This is a genomic window from Variovorax sp. Root318D1, assembly GCF_001424835.1.
In the GTDB taxonomy this organism is placed as follows: domain Bacteria; phylum Pseudomonadota; class Gammaproteobacteria; order Burkholderiales; family Burkholderiaceae_C; genus Variovorax.
Genome location: NZ_LMCQ01000013.1, coordinates 15,113 through 29,494, shown reverse-complemented (window position 1 = coordinate 29,494; position 14,382 = coordinate 15,113). Strand labels below are relative to the sequence as shown.

General features: G+C 66.3%; 12 protein-coding genes. 2 read left to right on the top strand and 10 right to left on the bottom strand.

Annotated elements, in window-relative coordinates:
* Positions 1–65: 65 nt before the first annotated feature.
* Positions 66–746, top strand: coding sequence for a lipocalin family protein (locus ASC78_RS13830; RefSeq protein WP_055802262.1), 681 nt, complete (start codon positions 66–68; stop codon positions 744–746).
* Here the strand turns inward: ASC78_RS13830 and ASC78_RS13825 are convergent.
* The 4 genes from ASC78_RS13825 to ASC78_RS13810 are packed head-to-tail and all read right to left on the bottom strand — an operon-like array spanning position 733 to position 5,782.
* A complete protein-coding gene (locus ASC78_RS13825; protein ID WP_055802259.1) occupies positions 733–1,374 on the bottom strand; it encodes an HAD family hydrolase in 642 nt (213 codons plus the stop codon). The two genes, ASC78_RS13830 and ASC78_RS13825, sit on opposite strands and share 14 nt — an antisense overlap.
* Before the next feature lie 12 nt (positions 1,375–1,386).
* Positions 1,387–2,436: an ABC transporter ATP-binding protein gene (locus ASC78_RS13820; protein ID WP_055802257.1), complete on the bottom strand. Its 1,050-nt coding sequence runs from the start codon at positions 2,434–2,436 to the stop codon at positions 1,387–1,389.
* A gap of 55 nt (positions 2,437–2,491) precedes the next feature.
* Positions 2,492–4,768, bottom strand: a complete 2,277-nt coding sequence (locus ASC78_RS13815; protein ID WP_055802255.1) for an ABC transporter permease — start codon at positions 4,766–4,768, stop codon at positions 2,492–2,494.
* A complete protein-coding gene (locus tag ASC78_RS13810) occupies positions 4,769–5,782 on the bottom strand; it encodes an ABC transporter substrate-binding protein (RefSeq protein WP_055802253.1) in 1,014 nt (337 codons plus the stop codon).
* A 141-nt stretch (positions 5,783–5,923) separates the two neighbouring features.
* Here ASC78_RS13810 and zwf point away from each other — a divergent pair, with 141 nt between their 5' ends.
* Entirely contained in the window at positions 5,924–7,387 is a 1,464-nt protein-coding gene (gene zwf, locus ASC78_RS13805) for a glucose-6-phosphate dehydrogenase (protein ID WP_055802251.1), read from the top strand.
* A gap of 4 nt (positions 7,388–7,391) precedes the next feature.
* On the opposite strand, the gene ygiD is transcribed toward zwf, so the two are convergent.
* From ygiD to ASC78_RS13775, 6 genes are all read right to left on the bottom strand, one after another.
* A complete protein-coding gene (ygiD, locus tag ASC78_RS13800) occupies positions 7,392–8,333 on the bottom strand; it encodes a 4,5-DOPA dioxygenase extradiol (protein WP_082517530.1) in 942 nt (313 codons plus the stop codon).
* Between the two features lie 53 nt (positions 8,334–8,386).
* On the bottom strand, positions 8,387–9,418 hold the full coding sequence (locus ASC78_RS13795; protein WP_055802249.1) for an ABC transporter ATP-binding protein: 1,032 nt from the start codon (positions 9,416–9,418) through the stop codon (positions 8,387–8,389).
* Complete coding sequence (locus tag ASC78_RS13790; RefSeq protein WP_055802247.1) at positions 9,415–10,485, bottom strand: ABC transporter ATP-binding protein; 1,071 nt, start codon at positions 10,483–10,485, stop codon at positions 9,415–9,417. The genes ASC78_RS13795 and ASC78_RS13790 overlap by 4 nt, the downstream gene beginning before the upstream one ends.
* 22 nt (positions 10,486–10,507) lie before the next feature.
* Positions 10,508–11,419 (bottom strand): ABC transporter permease, encoded by a 912-nt coding sequence (locus ASC78_RS13785; protein ID WP_055802303.1) that lies wholly within the window; start codon positions 11,417–11,419, stop codon positions 10,508–10,510.
* A gap of 70 nt (positions 11,420–11,489) precedes the next feature.
* Positions 11,490–13,079 carry an ABC transporter substrate-binding protein gene (locus ASC78_RS13780; protein WP_055802245.1) on the bottom strand — a complete coding sequence of 530 codons (1,590 nt, stop codon included), beginning with the start codon at positions 13,077–13,079 and terminating at the stop codon, positions 11,490–11,492.
* Positions 13,080–13,113: 34 nt separating this feature from the next.
* Positions 13,114–14,382 carry a M20 aminoacylase family protein gene (locus tag ASC78_RS13775; RefSeq protein WP_055802242.1) on the bottom strand — a complete coding sequence of 423 codons (1,269 nt, stop codon included), beginning with the start codon at positions 14,380–14,382 and terminating at the stop codon, positions 13,114–13,116.

Below are 14,382 nucleotides of genomic sequence, written 5' to 3'. Positions count from 1 at the left end.
TTCCCGTTGGCGGGCTAGCCTGCGGCTTCCCGCCTTGATGCTTTCGACCACAGGAGTGCCCTTCCATGCCTTGCCGACGTCGCACCGCAGCGCCCGCCGCTGCAGTAAACCGCGCGCCTTTTGACGACCGCCGCACCAGCGCCGCCATCGGCACGCTGGCCACCGCCTTCGTCGTCGGCGGCGTGGCAACCTGGATCGCCATGGGCGCGGGGCGCACTGCGCGCGCGCAGCTGGCCGGCCCGGCCGATGGCGCGCCGCTGATGCGCGCGCCGCTGCAGGTGGTGGCGCCCGTCGACATCCAGCGCTATGCCGGCACCTGGCACGAGCAGGCTCGCTTGCCGAACCGTTTCCAGAAGCAGTGCGACGGCCCTGTCACCGCCGAGTACCTCCCCCAGCCCGACGGCACGGTGCAGGTGCGCAACCGCTGCGTGCGTCCCGATGGCAACTTCGACGAAGCTGTGGGCACGGCGCGCGTGGTGCCGGTCGCGGGACAGCCCGGCGCGGGCCGGCTCGAGGTTTGCTTTGCGCCCTCATGGCTTAGCTGGCTGCCGATGGTGTGGGGCGACTATTGGATCCTGAAGCTCGACCGCGACTACCAGGTGGCACTGGTCGGTACGCCAGACCGCGAGTACCTGTGGGTTCTGTCACGTGCGCCGCGCCTGGAAGACGACGCGTTGCAGGCCGAGCTGGACTACGCCGCCAGCCTCGGGTTCGACACATCCAAGGTGGTGCTCACCGGCCGATAGACGAAACAGCCGGTAGGTAGCGCGCCAGCTGCGCCGCCAGTGCGGCGGGGTGAGTGCAATGGATGGCATGCCAGCCGAAGGCGCGCGCGGCCTCCACGTTGGCGGCCGAATCGTCGATGAACACCGTCTGCTGCGGGTCGAGCGCATGGCGCACCGCCAGAAGTTCGTAGATTTCGCGATTCGGTTTGATGAACTTCACGTCGCCCGAGAAGACGCCGCCATCGAAACGCCGCAGGAAGCCGTGGCGGTGCTCAAGGGCGCGTGCATACGGCGAAGGCATGTTCGAGAGGTAATAAAGGCGCAGCGCCTCGCCGGCATCGCGGCGCGCGAACAGGCTTTCGAGCAGGTCGACCGTGACGGGAATAGCCTCGAGGCGCTCGCCCAGGTTGCCGAGCATTTCGTCGAGCCGCGCGGGCGGAAGCGAGAGCCGCTGGGCCATGCGCGCAATCGCATCTTCGAGCGAGCGCGTGCCGCAGTCGAAGCACATCCAGTCGTCATGGTGAAAAAGCGCCCGGCCCAGCGCCGCTGCGGCAAGCTCAGTCGGGGCGTGTTCGGGAAGATGGACCTGCACCAGCCGGGTGGGCTCCCATGCCAGGAGCACGGCGCCAAGATCGAAAACCACGTTCATGGCGCCATTGTTTCATGCGCCGGGCACCACGCTCACGCCGTGCGCCGCCAGCGACAGCGTGGCCTGCGCGCCCGCGGCCAGGGGACGCGAAAGATCGGTCGAAACCACGAAGACGGGACCGATCGGGGTGTCGAAGCCGTATTCGTAGAAACTACCGAGGTAGGCCGCCTTTCGCAATGTGGCAGGTAGCCCCTGGGCGGCCTCGGCGGCACCGATGTTCCAGGCTTCGGGGCGCACCGCGACCTTCACGGCGCCGGGTGCCACCGCATGGCGCGGCTGCAGGCGCAGCGGGCCGAAGATGACGCTGCCGTCGGCTTGCGCCATGGCCGGAAAAACCATCGCCTCGCCCATGAAGCCGGCGACAAATTCGCTCTCGGGCCGGCCGTAGAGTTGCTCGGGCGTGCCGCGCTGGGCGATCACGCCGTGGTCCATGACGATGATCTGGTCGCTCACGGCCAGGGCCTCGCTCTGGTCGTGCGTGACGTAGGCCACCGTGAGTTTCAGCCGTTGCTGCAGCGCGCGGATTTCCTCGCGCATTTCGCGCCGCAGGCGGGCGTCGAGGTTGGACAGCGGCTCGTCGAACAGCAGCACCGCGGGCTCCAGCACCAGCGCGCGCGCCAGTGCCACACGCTGCTGCTGGCCACCCGAAAGCTCGCTCGGCAGGCGCTCGTCGAAGCCGACCAGTCCCACGCCCTTGAGCGCCTCGCGCGCCCGCGAGGTGGCTTCGTCCTTCTTCACGCCGCTCATGCGCAGGCCGTAGCCCACGTTTTCGATCACGTTCATGTGCGGGAACAGCGCGTAGCTCTGGAACATCATGCTCACATTGCGCTCGGCCGGGCCCAGCGTGGTGACGTCGCGCCCGCCCATCAGGATCGAGCCCGAGGTCGGCGATTCGAGCCCCGCGATCATGCGCAGCGTGGTCGTCTTGCCGCAGCCCGAAGGCCCGAGGATGGTGGTGAGCGTGCCCACCGGCACCTCGAAGCTGATGCCCTTGACCGCCAGGGGCCCGTTCTTGTCGGTGCCGTAGCGCTTGGTGACGTTGCGGAATTCGATGCCGTTCATTCAGTTGTCTCCGTGCGCCGCACTGCGATATCCGACTTGGGAGCGGCCCGGCGGCTCATGCTGCCAGGCTTTCCATTTTGTGATGTCCCTGATGCGGGGGCGTGACCCCTCGCCGCCCCAGCTTCCGCTCCCCGACTACAAACTGCACCAGCGCAATCGCCAGCGACATCAGGATCATGAGCACCGTGCAGTAGGCCAGCGCAATGCCGTAGTCGCCGTTGCCCACGCGGCCGATGATGTAGGTGGTGGCCAGTTCGTTCTCGGCTGTGACCAGGAAGATCACCGCGCTCACCGTCGTCATGGCGCGCACGAAGCTGTAGACCAGCGCGGCCACCAGCGCGGGTTTGAGCAGCGGCAGCACCACCTTGAAGAGCGTCTGCGACGTGGAAGCCCGCAGCATCAGCGAGGCTTCGTCCAGAGACCGGTCAAGCTGCTTGAAGGCCGCCGTGCCGGCCCGCACGCCCACCGGCAGATTGCGGAACATGAAGCACAGCACGATGATGAGCCCGGTGCCCGTGAGCTCGAACGGCGGCACGTTGAAGGCCAGGATGTAGCTCACGCCGAGCACCGTGCCCGGAATGGCAAAGGCCAGCAGCGCGCCGAACTCGAACACGCCCTGCCCCTTGAACTCGTTGCGCGCCAGCAGCCAGGCAATGAGCAGGCCGAGCGCCGCGGTGATCGGCGCCGAGATGCCTGCGAGCTTGAGCGTGGTGATCAGCGAGTTCCACGCCGTGCCGGCCCAGACCAGGCCGAACTGTCCCCACTCGAGCGAAAAGGCGTTCTTGAAGTGATTGAGCGTGAAGGTGTAGTCGCGGCCCCATGTCTGCACGAAGCCGCCCGCGAAGGCGAACAGATAGACCACGGCGGTGAACGCGATCCATGGCAATGCGATGCACTGGATGGTGCGGCGCACGCCGTCGGGCAGCGCCATGGCGATGCCCGCATCGCCCTTGCCGCTCACGGTGGTGTAGTTCTGCTTGCCGAGCACGCCACGCTGCAGCGCGAAAACACCCAGCGCGAAGATCGTCAGCACCCATGCCAGCGAGGCCGCGCGGCCCTGGTCGTATTGCGCACCGACAATGGCAAAAAAGATGTCGGTCGACAGCACCGAGAACTGGCCGCCCACCACCACCGGATTGCCGAAGTCCGCAATGCTCTCGATAAAACCCACCAGGAAGGCATTGGCCAGCCCGGGCTTCAGGAGCGGCAGCGTGATGGTGAAGAAGGTGCGGCGCCGGTCGGCGCGCAGCATCTGTGCGGCTTCTTCGAGGCTGGGCGCAATGCCCTGCACCACGCCGCGCATGATCATGAAGGCAATGGGCGTGAAGGCGAAGAGCTGTGCCACCAGCACGCCCGGCATGCCGTAGAACCAGCGCGTCGGCTCGATGCCGAACACGTTCTCGAGCAGCTGGTTGACGATGCCCGCGCGGCCGAACAAGAGGATGAGGCCCAGGCCCACCACGAAGGGCGGCGTGATGATCGGCAGTAAGGCCAGCACCCGCAGCGCGCCCTGCCCGCGCTTGCTGCCGCGCTCGGCCATCAGCGCCATCAGCGTGCCTAAAAAGGTTGTGCCCGCGGCCGTGAGCAAGGCCAGCACCAGCGTATTCCAGGCCACGCCGCAGCGCACCCCGCCCGCAATGCAGCCCAGCCCCCAGATGCGCTCGGTGAACACGCGCGCAATGAACGCGGTGACCGACCAGCGCCCGTCTTCGTCAAAGAATGCACCGGCCAGCGCCTTGCTCACCGGGTAAGCGATGAACAGCGCCATCAGCACGCCGCAGCCAATGACCGCCGCAGCCACGAACAGGTCGCCCTTGAACAGCCCGAGCCGCGCAATGCCGAAGGCCGCTAGCAGCGTGAGCGCGGTGAGCGCCATGAAGCCGCCCGCGCCGATACCGAACTGGTTGACAGCGAGTTCGCCGAACTGCGTGTTGAGTGCCGCGAAGCTCCAGCCGCGCGCGCCGATGGCAAAGCCTGCAACGGCAAGGCCGATGGCGCCGATGGCGCCGCCCGCCAGCAGCCAGCGCCCCTGCGCCCGGCCGGCCGGCAGCCAGGCGCCGACCGCGCACATCGCCAACCCCGCGAGGCCGATGAAGAGCCAGCTGCGGCCTTGCGTGGCCGCCTGCATCAAGCCGTTGGCGCCCTCGGCCTGGCCGAACACCTGCGGAACGGCCTCGTACCAGGTCGCATCCTGAATCGCATACCAGGGCAGCACGAGGTAGGCCGCGAAGCCAAGCGCCACCCATGCCCAGATCCAGCGCTGCGAGCGCCGGGCCGAAGCCGCGGCGGCCGGATTGAACGGCACGGCGCCGGCAGCAGCGACGGTGCCCACTTAGCGCGGCAGCGAGTTGACGTCTTTTTCCCAGCGCGCAATCAGGCGCCGACGCTCGGCGCTGGCGCCGTACTTGGCGTAGTCGTAGTTGATGAACTTGATCTTCTTGAAGTCGGGAATGCGCGGGTCGAGCTTGGCTGTGCTGTTGCTCGGCAGCTGGAACTGCTTGTTGGCGGCGCCGAGCTCCTGCGCACTGGGCGTCAGCGCCCATTCGTAGAACTTCTTCGCGGCCTCGAGGTTGCGCGCGCCCTTGATGATGCTCATGGAGCCGATCTCCGCGCCCGTGCCATCGCTGGGCGTGATGGTCTCGACCGGAAAGCCCTGCATCTTCTCGCCCGGGCCGTCATGCACGAAGCTGATCGACACCGCCGTTTCGCCGCGCGCCACCGCCTTGATGGGGCCGGTGCCGGAGCGGGTGTACTGGCCCACGTTCTTGTGCAGCGCCTTCAGATAGTCGAAGGCCTTGTCTTCGCCCATGAGCTGCACCAGCGTGGCTATCATGGTGTAGGCGGTGCCGCTGGACGCGGGGTTGGCCACCTGGATGTCGCCCTTGTATTCAGGCTTGAGCAGGTCGGACCAAGTCTTGGGCACCGGCAGCTTCTTCTTGGCGAGCAGTTCGGGGTTGTAGCCGAAGCCCAGCGGGCCCGAATAGATGCCCACGGTCTTGTAGCCCGACTGCTTGGCCTGCTGCTGGGCCCAGGGGTGAAGCTGCGCCAGCGTGGGCGACTTGTATTCGAGCGTGAGGCCCTGTTCGGCCGCCTGCAAGTGCGGATCGCCGGTGCCACCGAACCAGACGTCGGTCTTGGGGTTGTCCTTCTCGGCAATGAGCTGGGCCAGCGCCTCGCCCGAGCCCTTGAGCGACATGTTGATGCGTGTCCCCGTGGTGCGCGCATACACGGTGGCAATCACGTTGCACCATTCGGCCTGGACCGAGCAGATGACGTTGACCGTGCCCTGGGCCGATGCGGCGGCCGACAAACCCAACAAGGCCGCTGCAGTAAATAGCTTCTTCATGTGAAAACCTCGCCTCGAAAACAAAAATAGGCCTTCCGGCCGGGGTGGAGCGTAGCTTTCGTACAGGTTTCATGAATTGGTACAAGTACCATTCGGTTGAAACAAGCCCACTCGGCACCAAGACAAAAGGAAATTCGACACATGAGCTTCGATCTCGTTCTGTTCGGCGGTACTGGCGATCTTGCATGGCGCAAGCTGATGCCGGCGCTGTTCCAAGCCTTCAGGCACGGCAGCCTGCCGAAAGACGGACGCATCGTCGGCGTGGCGCGGGACGACCTCTCGGACGACCAGTACCGCGAACTGATCCAGTCGCGCTTCAATGCGGTCGAAGGCGCCAAGCGCCCTTCGGCCGAAGAGTTCGAGAAGTTCGCCTCGATGCTCTACTACCTGCGCATGGACTTGTCCAAGCCGGCCGACTACGCGCGGCTTGCCGACCTGCTGAAGCAGCGCAACGCCGATACGGTGGTGATGTACGTGGCCACGGCGCCGGCGCTCTTCACCCAGGTGGTGGAGCAAATTGCCGCGGCAGGGCTCAACGGCCCGTCGACGCGGGTGGTGCTCGAGAAGCCGCTGGGCCACGACCTGGCCTCCAACCGCGCCATTAACGCCGCGGTGTGCAAGGTGCTCGATGAGAAGCAGGTCTTCCGCATCGATCATTACCTGGGCAAGCCTTCGGTGCAGAACCTGTTCGCGATGCGCTTCGGCAATGCACTGTTCGAGCCGATCTGGCGCCGCGAACACATCGCCAACATCCAGATCACCATCGCGGAAGACCTGGGCGTGGAAAAGCGCGGCGCCTTCTACGACCAGACCGGCGCGCTGCGCGACATGGTGCAGAACCATGCGCTGCAACTGGTCTGCGCCATCGGCATGGAGCCCCCGATCAACTCGCATGCCGATGCCATCCGCGACGAGAAGCTCAAGGTGCTGCGCGCGCTCAAGCCCTGGACCTCCGAAACGCTCGGGCTGCATGCAATCCGCGGCCAGTACACGGCGGGCACTGCCTACGGCGAGCGCGTGCCGGGTTACAGGGACGAACCCGGCGTCGACCCCGAGAGCCGCACCGAAACCTTCGTGGCGCTGCGCACCGAAATAGCCAACTGGCGCTGGGCCGGCGTGCCGCTCTACATTCGCACCGGCAAGCGGCTGGCGTCGCGCGATGCGCGGATCGAGGTCAACTTCAGGCCCACGCCGCACGCGATCTATCGCGCGCCCTCCGGGGCGGTCAACAAGCTGGTGATCAACCTCCAGCCGAAGGACGGCCTGGAGCTTCACATGCTTGCGCAGGCGCAGGACAACCGTCAGCGCAACGGCCACAGCGCCGCGCAGCTGGCGCCGGTGCAGCTCGACCTCGACTTCGACAAACGCTTTGGCGCTGAGCGCGTTGGCGCCTACGAACGGCTGCTGCTCGATGTGATCGACGGCCGGCTGAATCTGTTCGTGCGCAGCGACGAGCAGGAAGAAGCCTGGCGCTGGGTCGAGCCGCTGATCGACAGCTGGGCATCGGACGGTGGACCGCGGCCGTACGCCGCCGGCACATGGGGTCCGAGCGCATCGAGCGCGATGATTGCGCGCGACGGCTTCTCGTGGGGCGAGGAGCAGTAGGCCGTCAACCGAACTGCAGGCAGCGCATGCTCAGCGTGCCTGATTGAAAGCCTTCGTAGACTGTTTTCGCACGCTCGCTCGACCCTGCGGCCCCCAGGGCGTAGAGAAACGGAAAGTAGTGGTCCGGCATCGCAACCGCGGTGGCGGCGCCCTCGAGCTTTTCGTAGGCGATCAGTGCCCGGTCGTCGCGGCCCGCGAGCGCGGCCTTCACAGCATCGTCGAACGATTGCGCCCACGGCCGGCTGGCCTTGAGCCCATCGGGCGTGCCGCGGTCTGTGGCGCGCAGGTTGTGCACCACGTTGCCGCTGCCCATCACGAGCACGCCCTTGTCGCGCAGCGCCGCAAGGTCGCGGCCGACGGCATAGTGAAAAGCTGCCGGCTTGTCGTAGTCGATGCTGAGCTGGAAAACGGGGATGTCGGCCTTCGGGTAGAGGTGCTTGAGCACTGTCCAGGTTCCGTGGTCCAGGCCCCACTGTTCCGTACCGATCACCGAGGTCTGCCGCACTGCGCCCAAGGCTTCGCGCGCGAGCGCAGGATGGCCCGGCGCCGGATACTCGATGTCGAAAAGCGCCTGCGGAAAGCCACCGAAGTCGTGGATCGTCTTGGGCCGCTCCTGCATTCCGACGCCGGTGGCCCCGCGGCTTAGCCAATGGGCTGAAACGCTCAGGATCGCCGAGGGCCGCGGAAGCTCCTGTCCCCATACGGACAGCCGACGCGTGAAGGCGTTGTCGGCCAGCGCGTTCATGGGCGATCCATGGCCGATGAAGATGACCGGCATCCGCTGCGAGGAGGCACCGGCGGCGGCGTGCGACAGCGAACACAGCGAGGCCAGCGTTGCGGTCGCCCCGAGCGCGGAGCCCATGAGAAAGCCTCGGCGGCCGAGCTCCTGCCGGATCGTGTGGCTGCTGTCTGTGCCGTCTGCGCGTGGGGGCTTCTTCATCGTCATCACCGCACTCTGCACCGGTTTCCCGCGCGCTTCAGTGCGTTTGCGCACGCTTTTCAGCCGATGCGCCCTTCTTCCACCGCATGGCAGGCCACCTGCACGCCCTTGATGCTCAACAGCTTCGGCCGCTCGGCCGAGCAGCGCGCATTCGCGTGCGGGCAGCGCGGATGAAACGCGCAACCGGTCGGCGGATTCAGTGGATTCGGCACTTCGCCCTGCACCGGCGTGCGCGAGCGGCCGGTGTGCTTCATCTGCGGAATTGCGTCCAGCAGCATGCGCGTGTACGGATGCTGCGGCTCGGCGAAGAGCTTCTGCTTGTCGGCTACCTCGACAAGCCGGCCGAGATACATCACGCCGACCTGGTCGGCCACGTGCCGCACCACCGCGAGGTTGTGCGAGATGAAGAGATAGGTCAGGCCCCGCTGGCGCTGCAGGTCCTTCATGATGTTGAGCACCTGCGCCTGCACGCTGACGTCGAGCGCGGAAGTGGGCTCGTCGCACACCAGGAACTCGGGCTCTGTGGCGAGCGCGCGCGCAATCGAGATGCGCTGGCGTTGCCCGCCCGAGAACTGGTGCGGGTACTTGCTCATGTCCAGCGGCGAGAGGCCGACGGACTTGAGCAGCTCGCCCACACGCTCGCGCAGCTCGGCCTTGTCCTTGAGGATGCCGTGCTCGCGCAGCGGCTCGCCAATGATGTCCTCGACGATCCAGCGCGGGTTGAGGCTCGCGTAAGGGTCCTGGAAAATCATCTGGATGCGGCGGCGCAGCTTGCGGCCTTCGGCGGTCTTGAACGCGGCATGCGCGTCCTGGCCGTCGAACTGCAGCCCGCCGCGCGTCGGTGCATAGAGGCCGACCAAGAGGCGCGCGACCGTGCTCTTGCCGCAGCCCGATTCGCCCACCAGCGCCAGCGTCTTGCCGCGCTCGATGGAAAAGCTCACGCCATCCACTGCATGCAGCAGCACGCGCGGCTTGCGCTCGAGCACGCGGTTGAGCCACGGCGGCGAAACGTCGAAGGTGCGGGCCAGGTCGTGGGCGACCACGAGTGGCTCGCCCTCTAGTGTTTTACGGGGTTCGATCACGGCGCTCATCGGGTCACCTCGGCGAGCGGTGCGGCTGCGTCGGGCGTGGCGCGTTCGCCGGCACGCTGCGCATCGTGGTGCCGCGCCGCGAGTTCAGCCTGGCCCCGGTGCGGATCGGCGGCATCGTGCAGCCAGCAGGCGGCGCGCGTGGCACCCGCGTGCATGAGTTCGGGCCGTTCCTCCAAGCAGCGTGCAAAGGTGCGCGGACAGCGCGGGTTGTAGGCGCAGCCCTTCGGGATGGCATTGAGCCGCGGCATGGCGCCGTCGATCTGGTTGAGCCGTTCGCGGTCAATCGTCATGTCGGGAATCGACGCCATCAGACCGGAGGTGTAGGGATGCGCCGGCTGATGGATCACTTCGTGCACCGGGCCGATCTCGGCGATGCGTCCCGCGTACATCACGGCCACGCGGTCGCAGGTTTCGGCGATCACGCCCATGTCGTGCGTGATGAGCATCACCGCGGCCCCGCGCTCCTTGCAGATGCGCTTGAGCAACTGGATGATCTGCGCCTGGATCGACACGTCAAGCGCGGTGGTCGGCTCGTCGGCCACGATGAGCTTGGGCTCGGCCGCCAGCGCCAGTGCAATCACCACGCGCTGGCGCATGCCGCCCGAAAACTGGTGCGGAAAATGGTCGATGCGCTGCTCGGCGGCGGGAATGCCGGTGTCCTGCAGCAGGCTGATGGCGCGGCGCCGTGCCTCGGCGTCAGTCACCGGCAGATGGGCGCGGATGGTTTCCACCAGCTGCCGGCCGACGGTGTAGAGCGGGTTCAGCGAAGTCAGCGGGTCTTGAAAGATCGCACCGATCTTGCGGCCCCGGATGGGGCGCATGGCATCGAAACCCAGGTTGTCGATGCGCTGCCCTTCGAGAATGATTTCCCCACTGGCCACGCGGCCCGGCGGCTCAAGCAAGCCGATGATGGCCGCGCCGGTGAGCGACTTGCCGGCGCCCGACTCGCCGACCACGCCGAGGATTTCACCGGGTGCGATGTCGAAGGAGATGCCGTCGAGCGCGCGCAGCGTGCCGCGGCGGTGCGGAAACTCGACGACGAGATTTTTGACCTGGAGCAGCGTCATGGTGGCGTTGTCCTTTTTTGTTTCAGCGCAGGCGCGGATTCAGCGCATCGCGCAGCCAGTCGCCGAGCAGGTTCACGCTGAGCGCAATCAGCACCAGCATCAGGCCCGGGAACACGGTGATCCACCATTCGCCCGAGAACAGATATTGATTGCCAATGCTGATCAGCGTGCCGAGCGATGGCGAGGTCGGCGGCACGCCCACACCCAGGAACGACAAGGTCGCCTCGGTGATGATGGCGGTGGCCACCTGGATGGTGGCGAGCACCATCACCGGCCCCATCACGTTGGGCAGCACGTGGCGCAGCATGATGCGCAGCGGCGCCACACCGGTCACGCGGGCGGCCTGCACGTATTCCTTGTTGCGCTCCACCAGCGTGGAGCCGCGCACCGTGCGCGCGTACTGCACCCAGCCGGTCAGCGAGATGGAGATGATGAGCACGCCGAAGGCCAGCGACTCGTGCGCATTGGGGAACAGCGCGCGGCCGACACCGGCAATCAGCAGCGCCACCAGAATGGGCGGGAACGACAGCATCACGTCGCACAGGCGCATGAGGAACGAGTCGAGCCAGCCGCCGAGAAAACCGGCGAGCAGGCCGAGCACCACGCCGACCGTGATCGACAGCATCACCGACACGATGCCGACGATCAGCGAGATGCGCGCGCCGTAGATCACGGCCGAGAGAATGTCGCGGCCCTGGTCGTCGGTGCCGAGCAGGTATTTGGAGGAGCCTTCGGCACTCCACGCGGGCGGCAGGCGCGCATCGCCCAGTTCGAGCGTTGCAAGGTCGAATGGATTGTGCGGCGAGACCCATCCTGCAAAGACTGCGCAGAACAGGCAGGCCAGCGCGATGAGCGCCGCCGCCATCGCGACGGGCGAAGTGCGAAAGCTGTAGCCGACATCGCTGTCGAGCCAGCGGGCAAGTGTTTTTTTCATCGTGAGGAAAAAGGATGGGCCCGCAAGAAGCGGGCCCATGGTCGGGCCGCCCATTAGGCGGCCGGCGGGGTCACGGCTTGATGCTCATCCACTTGAAGGGCATGTAGTTGTCGGCCATCTGCGTCAGCGCCACCTTCTTGCTCACGCCCCATGCCAGCGCCTGCTGATGCAGCGGCAGGTGGCCGACGTCTGTTGCGTGCAGGTCGAAGGCTTCCTTGATCATTGCGTCGCGCTTGGGCTTGTCGGTTTCCGACTGGATCTTCTTGGTCAGTTCGTCCACCTTGGGATTGCAATAAGCGCCCAGGTTGAACTGGCCGGCGCCGGTCTTGTCGTCCGGACAGGCCGTCAGCGCGGTCAGCGCGTTGTGCGAGTCGTAGGTGGTCGGGGTCCAGCCCAGCAGATAGAAGCTGGTGTCGCGGCGCAGGATCTTGGGGAAATAGGTGCCCTTGGTTTCCGCGGCAAGATTGATCTTGACGCCGATCTTTGCGAGGTTGGAAGCCACGCTCTGGCAGATCTGGCCGTCGTTCACGTAGCGGTCGTTCGGGCAGTTCATCGTCACTTCAAAGCCGCTCGGATAGCCGGCTTCGGCCAGCAGCTTCTTGGCGGCCTCGACGTCGTAGGGCAGGCGCTTGTCCTGCGCTTCGGTCCAGCCGTTGATGCCGGGGCCGACCATCAGGCCGGTGGGACGCGAGGCGCCGCGCATCACGGTGCGCTGGATGCCGACGATGTCGATGGCCTGGTAGAAGGCCTGGCGCACGCGCTTGTCCTTGAACGGGTTCTTGCCCTTGACGCTTGAGTACAGCAGCTCGTCGCGCTTCTGGTCCATGCCCAGGAAGATGGTGCGCAGCTCGGGGCCGGAAATGACGCGTGCATTGGGGCTGGCGTTGATGCGCGCCACGTCCTGCACCGGCACGGGCTCCATCACGTCGATTTCGCCGGACACGAGGGCCGCGACGCGGGTGGCCGGATTGGCAATGGGGGTGAAGACGATCTCTTGCGCGTTGCCTTCGATCTTGCCCCAGTAGGTGGGATTGCGCACGAACACCGTGCGTACGTTGGGCTGGCGCTCGCGCACGCGGAACGGGCCCGTGCCGTTGGCCTTGAACGAAGCGGTGTTCTCGATGCCCTTGCGGCGGTCTACCGGCGTGACGGCCTTGTTCTCTTCACACCACTTCTTGCTCATGATCATGAGCTGGGTGATGACGTCGGGAAGAATCGGGAACGGGCCCTTGGTTTCGATCTCGATGGTGTGGGCGTCGACCTTGCGGACTTCCTTGATGTCGGTGGTGTTCGACTTCATGTCGGAGCCTTCGCCGGCGGCGCGGGCAAAGCTGAAGAGCACGTCGTCGGCGGTGAAAGGGGTGCCGTCGTGGAACTGGACGTTCTTGCGCAGTTCGAAGCGCCACACGGTGGGCGAGGTCTGCTTCCAGCTGGTGGCCAGCAGGGGCGCAACGCTCAGATCCTTGTTGCGGCCGACCAGCGTTTCATAGACGTTGGCCGTGGTGCTGAGCTGCAGCGATTCATTGAGCGAGTGCGGGTCGAGCGACAGCGCATCTCCCTGGTTCGCAATGCGGATGGTCTGCGCATTGGCCAGCAGGCTGGTGGCACCCAGCACGCACAAAACTGCGACCGCGGCCGCCTTCTTCTTCTGGAAACTCATTGGGAACACTCCTCGGGTTGGAATCGGAATTACATCAAGGCGCCGCGGTAGCGGCGTCTTTCCTTGGCTGCTCGCTGCGGGTAGCAGCCAGCGGCATGCCCTGCTCGATCAACCCCGCATGCAATGCGGCGCCAAGCGGCAGGATCTCGTCATTGAAGTCGTAGCGGCTGTTGTGCAGGAACGCGCCGTTCCTCGCGTCCTGGCCGATGCGCAGGTAGGCACCGGCCTTTTGCTGCAGCATGAATGAAAAATCTTCGGCGCCCATGCTGGGCTCCATGCTGCGATCGACGTTGGAAGCGCCCACCAGCGACTCGGCCACGTCGGCCGCGAACATCGCCTCGGGGGCGGTGTTGATGGTGGCCGGATAGATGCGCTCGTACTTGATGGTGGCGGTGGCGCCGAAGCCCGCGGCGATGGCCGTGCACAGTTCGGTCAGGCGCTGCTCGACCTGCGCCTGCACGCGCGCGCTGAAGGTGCGCACGGTGCCGACGAGCGTGGCCTCGCCCGGAATCACGCTCATCGCGCCCAGGTCGCCGGCCTGCACCGCGCAGATGCTGACGACCGCCGCGTCGATGGGCCGCACGCTGCGCGAGACGATGGTTTGCGCGGCCGTGATGATGTGCGCGGCCACCACGACGGGGTCGATGGTCTGGTAAGCATGGGCGCCGTGCCCGCCCTTGCCTTTGATCTCGATAGTGACGCGGTCGGCCGCGGCCATCATGGCGCCGCGGTTGATGCCCACCGTGCCGGCCGGCATGCCGGGCCAGTTGTGCATCGCATAGACCGACTGCACCGGAAAGCGGTCGAACAGGCCGTCTTCGATCATCACGCGTGCGCCGGCAAAACCTTCTTCGCCGGGCTGGAAGATCAGCACCGCGGTGCCATCGAAGCTGCGCGTTTCGGCAAGGTAGCGCGCGGCGCCGACCAGCATGGCGGTGTGGCCGTCGTGTCCGCAGCCGTGCATCAGCCCGTCGTTGGCGGAGCGCCAGCCGAAGTCGTTGTCTTCGCGCATGGGAAGCGCATCCATGTCGGCGCGCAGGCCGATCATTCGCCTGCTTGCCGTGGACTTGCCGCGGATGACGCCCACCACGCCGGTCTTGCCGATGCCGTCGTGGATCTCGTCCACGCCGCAGGCACGCAGCGCCTCGCGCACGCGGCCGGCCGTGTAGATTTCTTCGAAACCGAGCTCTGGGTGGGCGTGCAGGTCGCGGCGAAACGCCGTGATCTCCGGATAGAAGCTCGCGATGTGCGCAAATGCGCGTCCGGAAGCTTGCAGCCGAGGGGCTGCGTTGGCACCCGTCAT

Excerpts from the sequence above, each read along its gene's own strand:
- ASC78_RS13830 (WP_055802262.1), top strand. The coding sequence starts at position 66 with ATGCCTTGCCGACGTCGCACCGCAGCGCCCGCCGCTGCAGTAAACCGC.
- ASC78_RS13825 (WP_055802259.1), bottom strand. The coding sequence starts at position 1,374 with ATGAACGTGGTTTTCGATCTTGGCGCCGTGCTCCTGGCATGGGAGCCC.
- ASC78_RS13820 (WP_055802257.1), bottom strand. The coding sequence starts at position 2,436 with ATGAACGGCATCGAATTCCGCAACGTCACCAAGCGCTACGGCACCGAC.
- ASC78_RS13810 (WP_055802253.1), bottom strand. The coding sequence starts at position 5,782 with ATGAAGAAGCTATTTACTGCAGCGGCCTTGTTGGGTTTGTCGGCCGCC.
- zwf (WP_055802251.1), top strand. The coding sequence starts at position 5,924 with ATGAGCTTCGATCTCGTTCTGTTCGGCGGTACTGGCGATCTTGCATGG.
- ygiD (WP_082517530.1), bottom strand. The coding sequence starts at position 8,333 with ATGACGATGAAGAAGCCCCCACGCGCAGACGGCACAGACAGCAGCCAC.
- ASC78_RS13795 (WP_055802249.1), bottom strand. The coding sequence starts at position 9,418 with ATGAGCGCCGTGATCGAACCCCGTAAAACACTAGAGGGCGAGCCACTC.
- ASC78_RS13790 (WP_055802247.1), bottom strand. The coding sequence starts at position 10,485 with ATGACGCTGCTCCAGGTCAAAAATCTCGTCGTCGAGTTTCCGCACCGC.
- ASC78_RS13785 (WP_055802303.1), bottom strand. The coding sequence starts at position 11,419 with ATGAAAAAAACACTTGCCCGCTGGCTCGACAGCGATGTCGGCTACAGC.
- ASC78_RS13780 (WP_055802245.1), bottom strand. The coding sequence starts at position 13,079 with ATGAGTTTCCAGAAGAAGAAGGCGGCCGCGGTCGCAGTTTTGTGCGTG.
- ASC78_RS13775 (WP_055802242.1), bottom strand. The coding sequence starts at position 14,382 with ATGACGGGTGCCAACGCAGCCCCTCGGCTGCAAGCTTCCGGACGCGCA.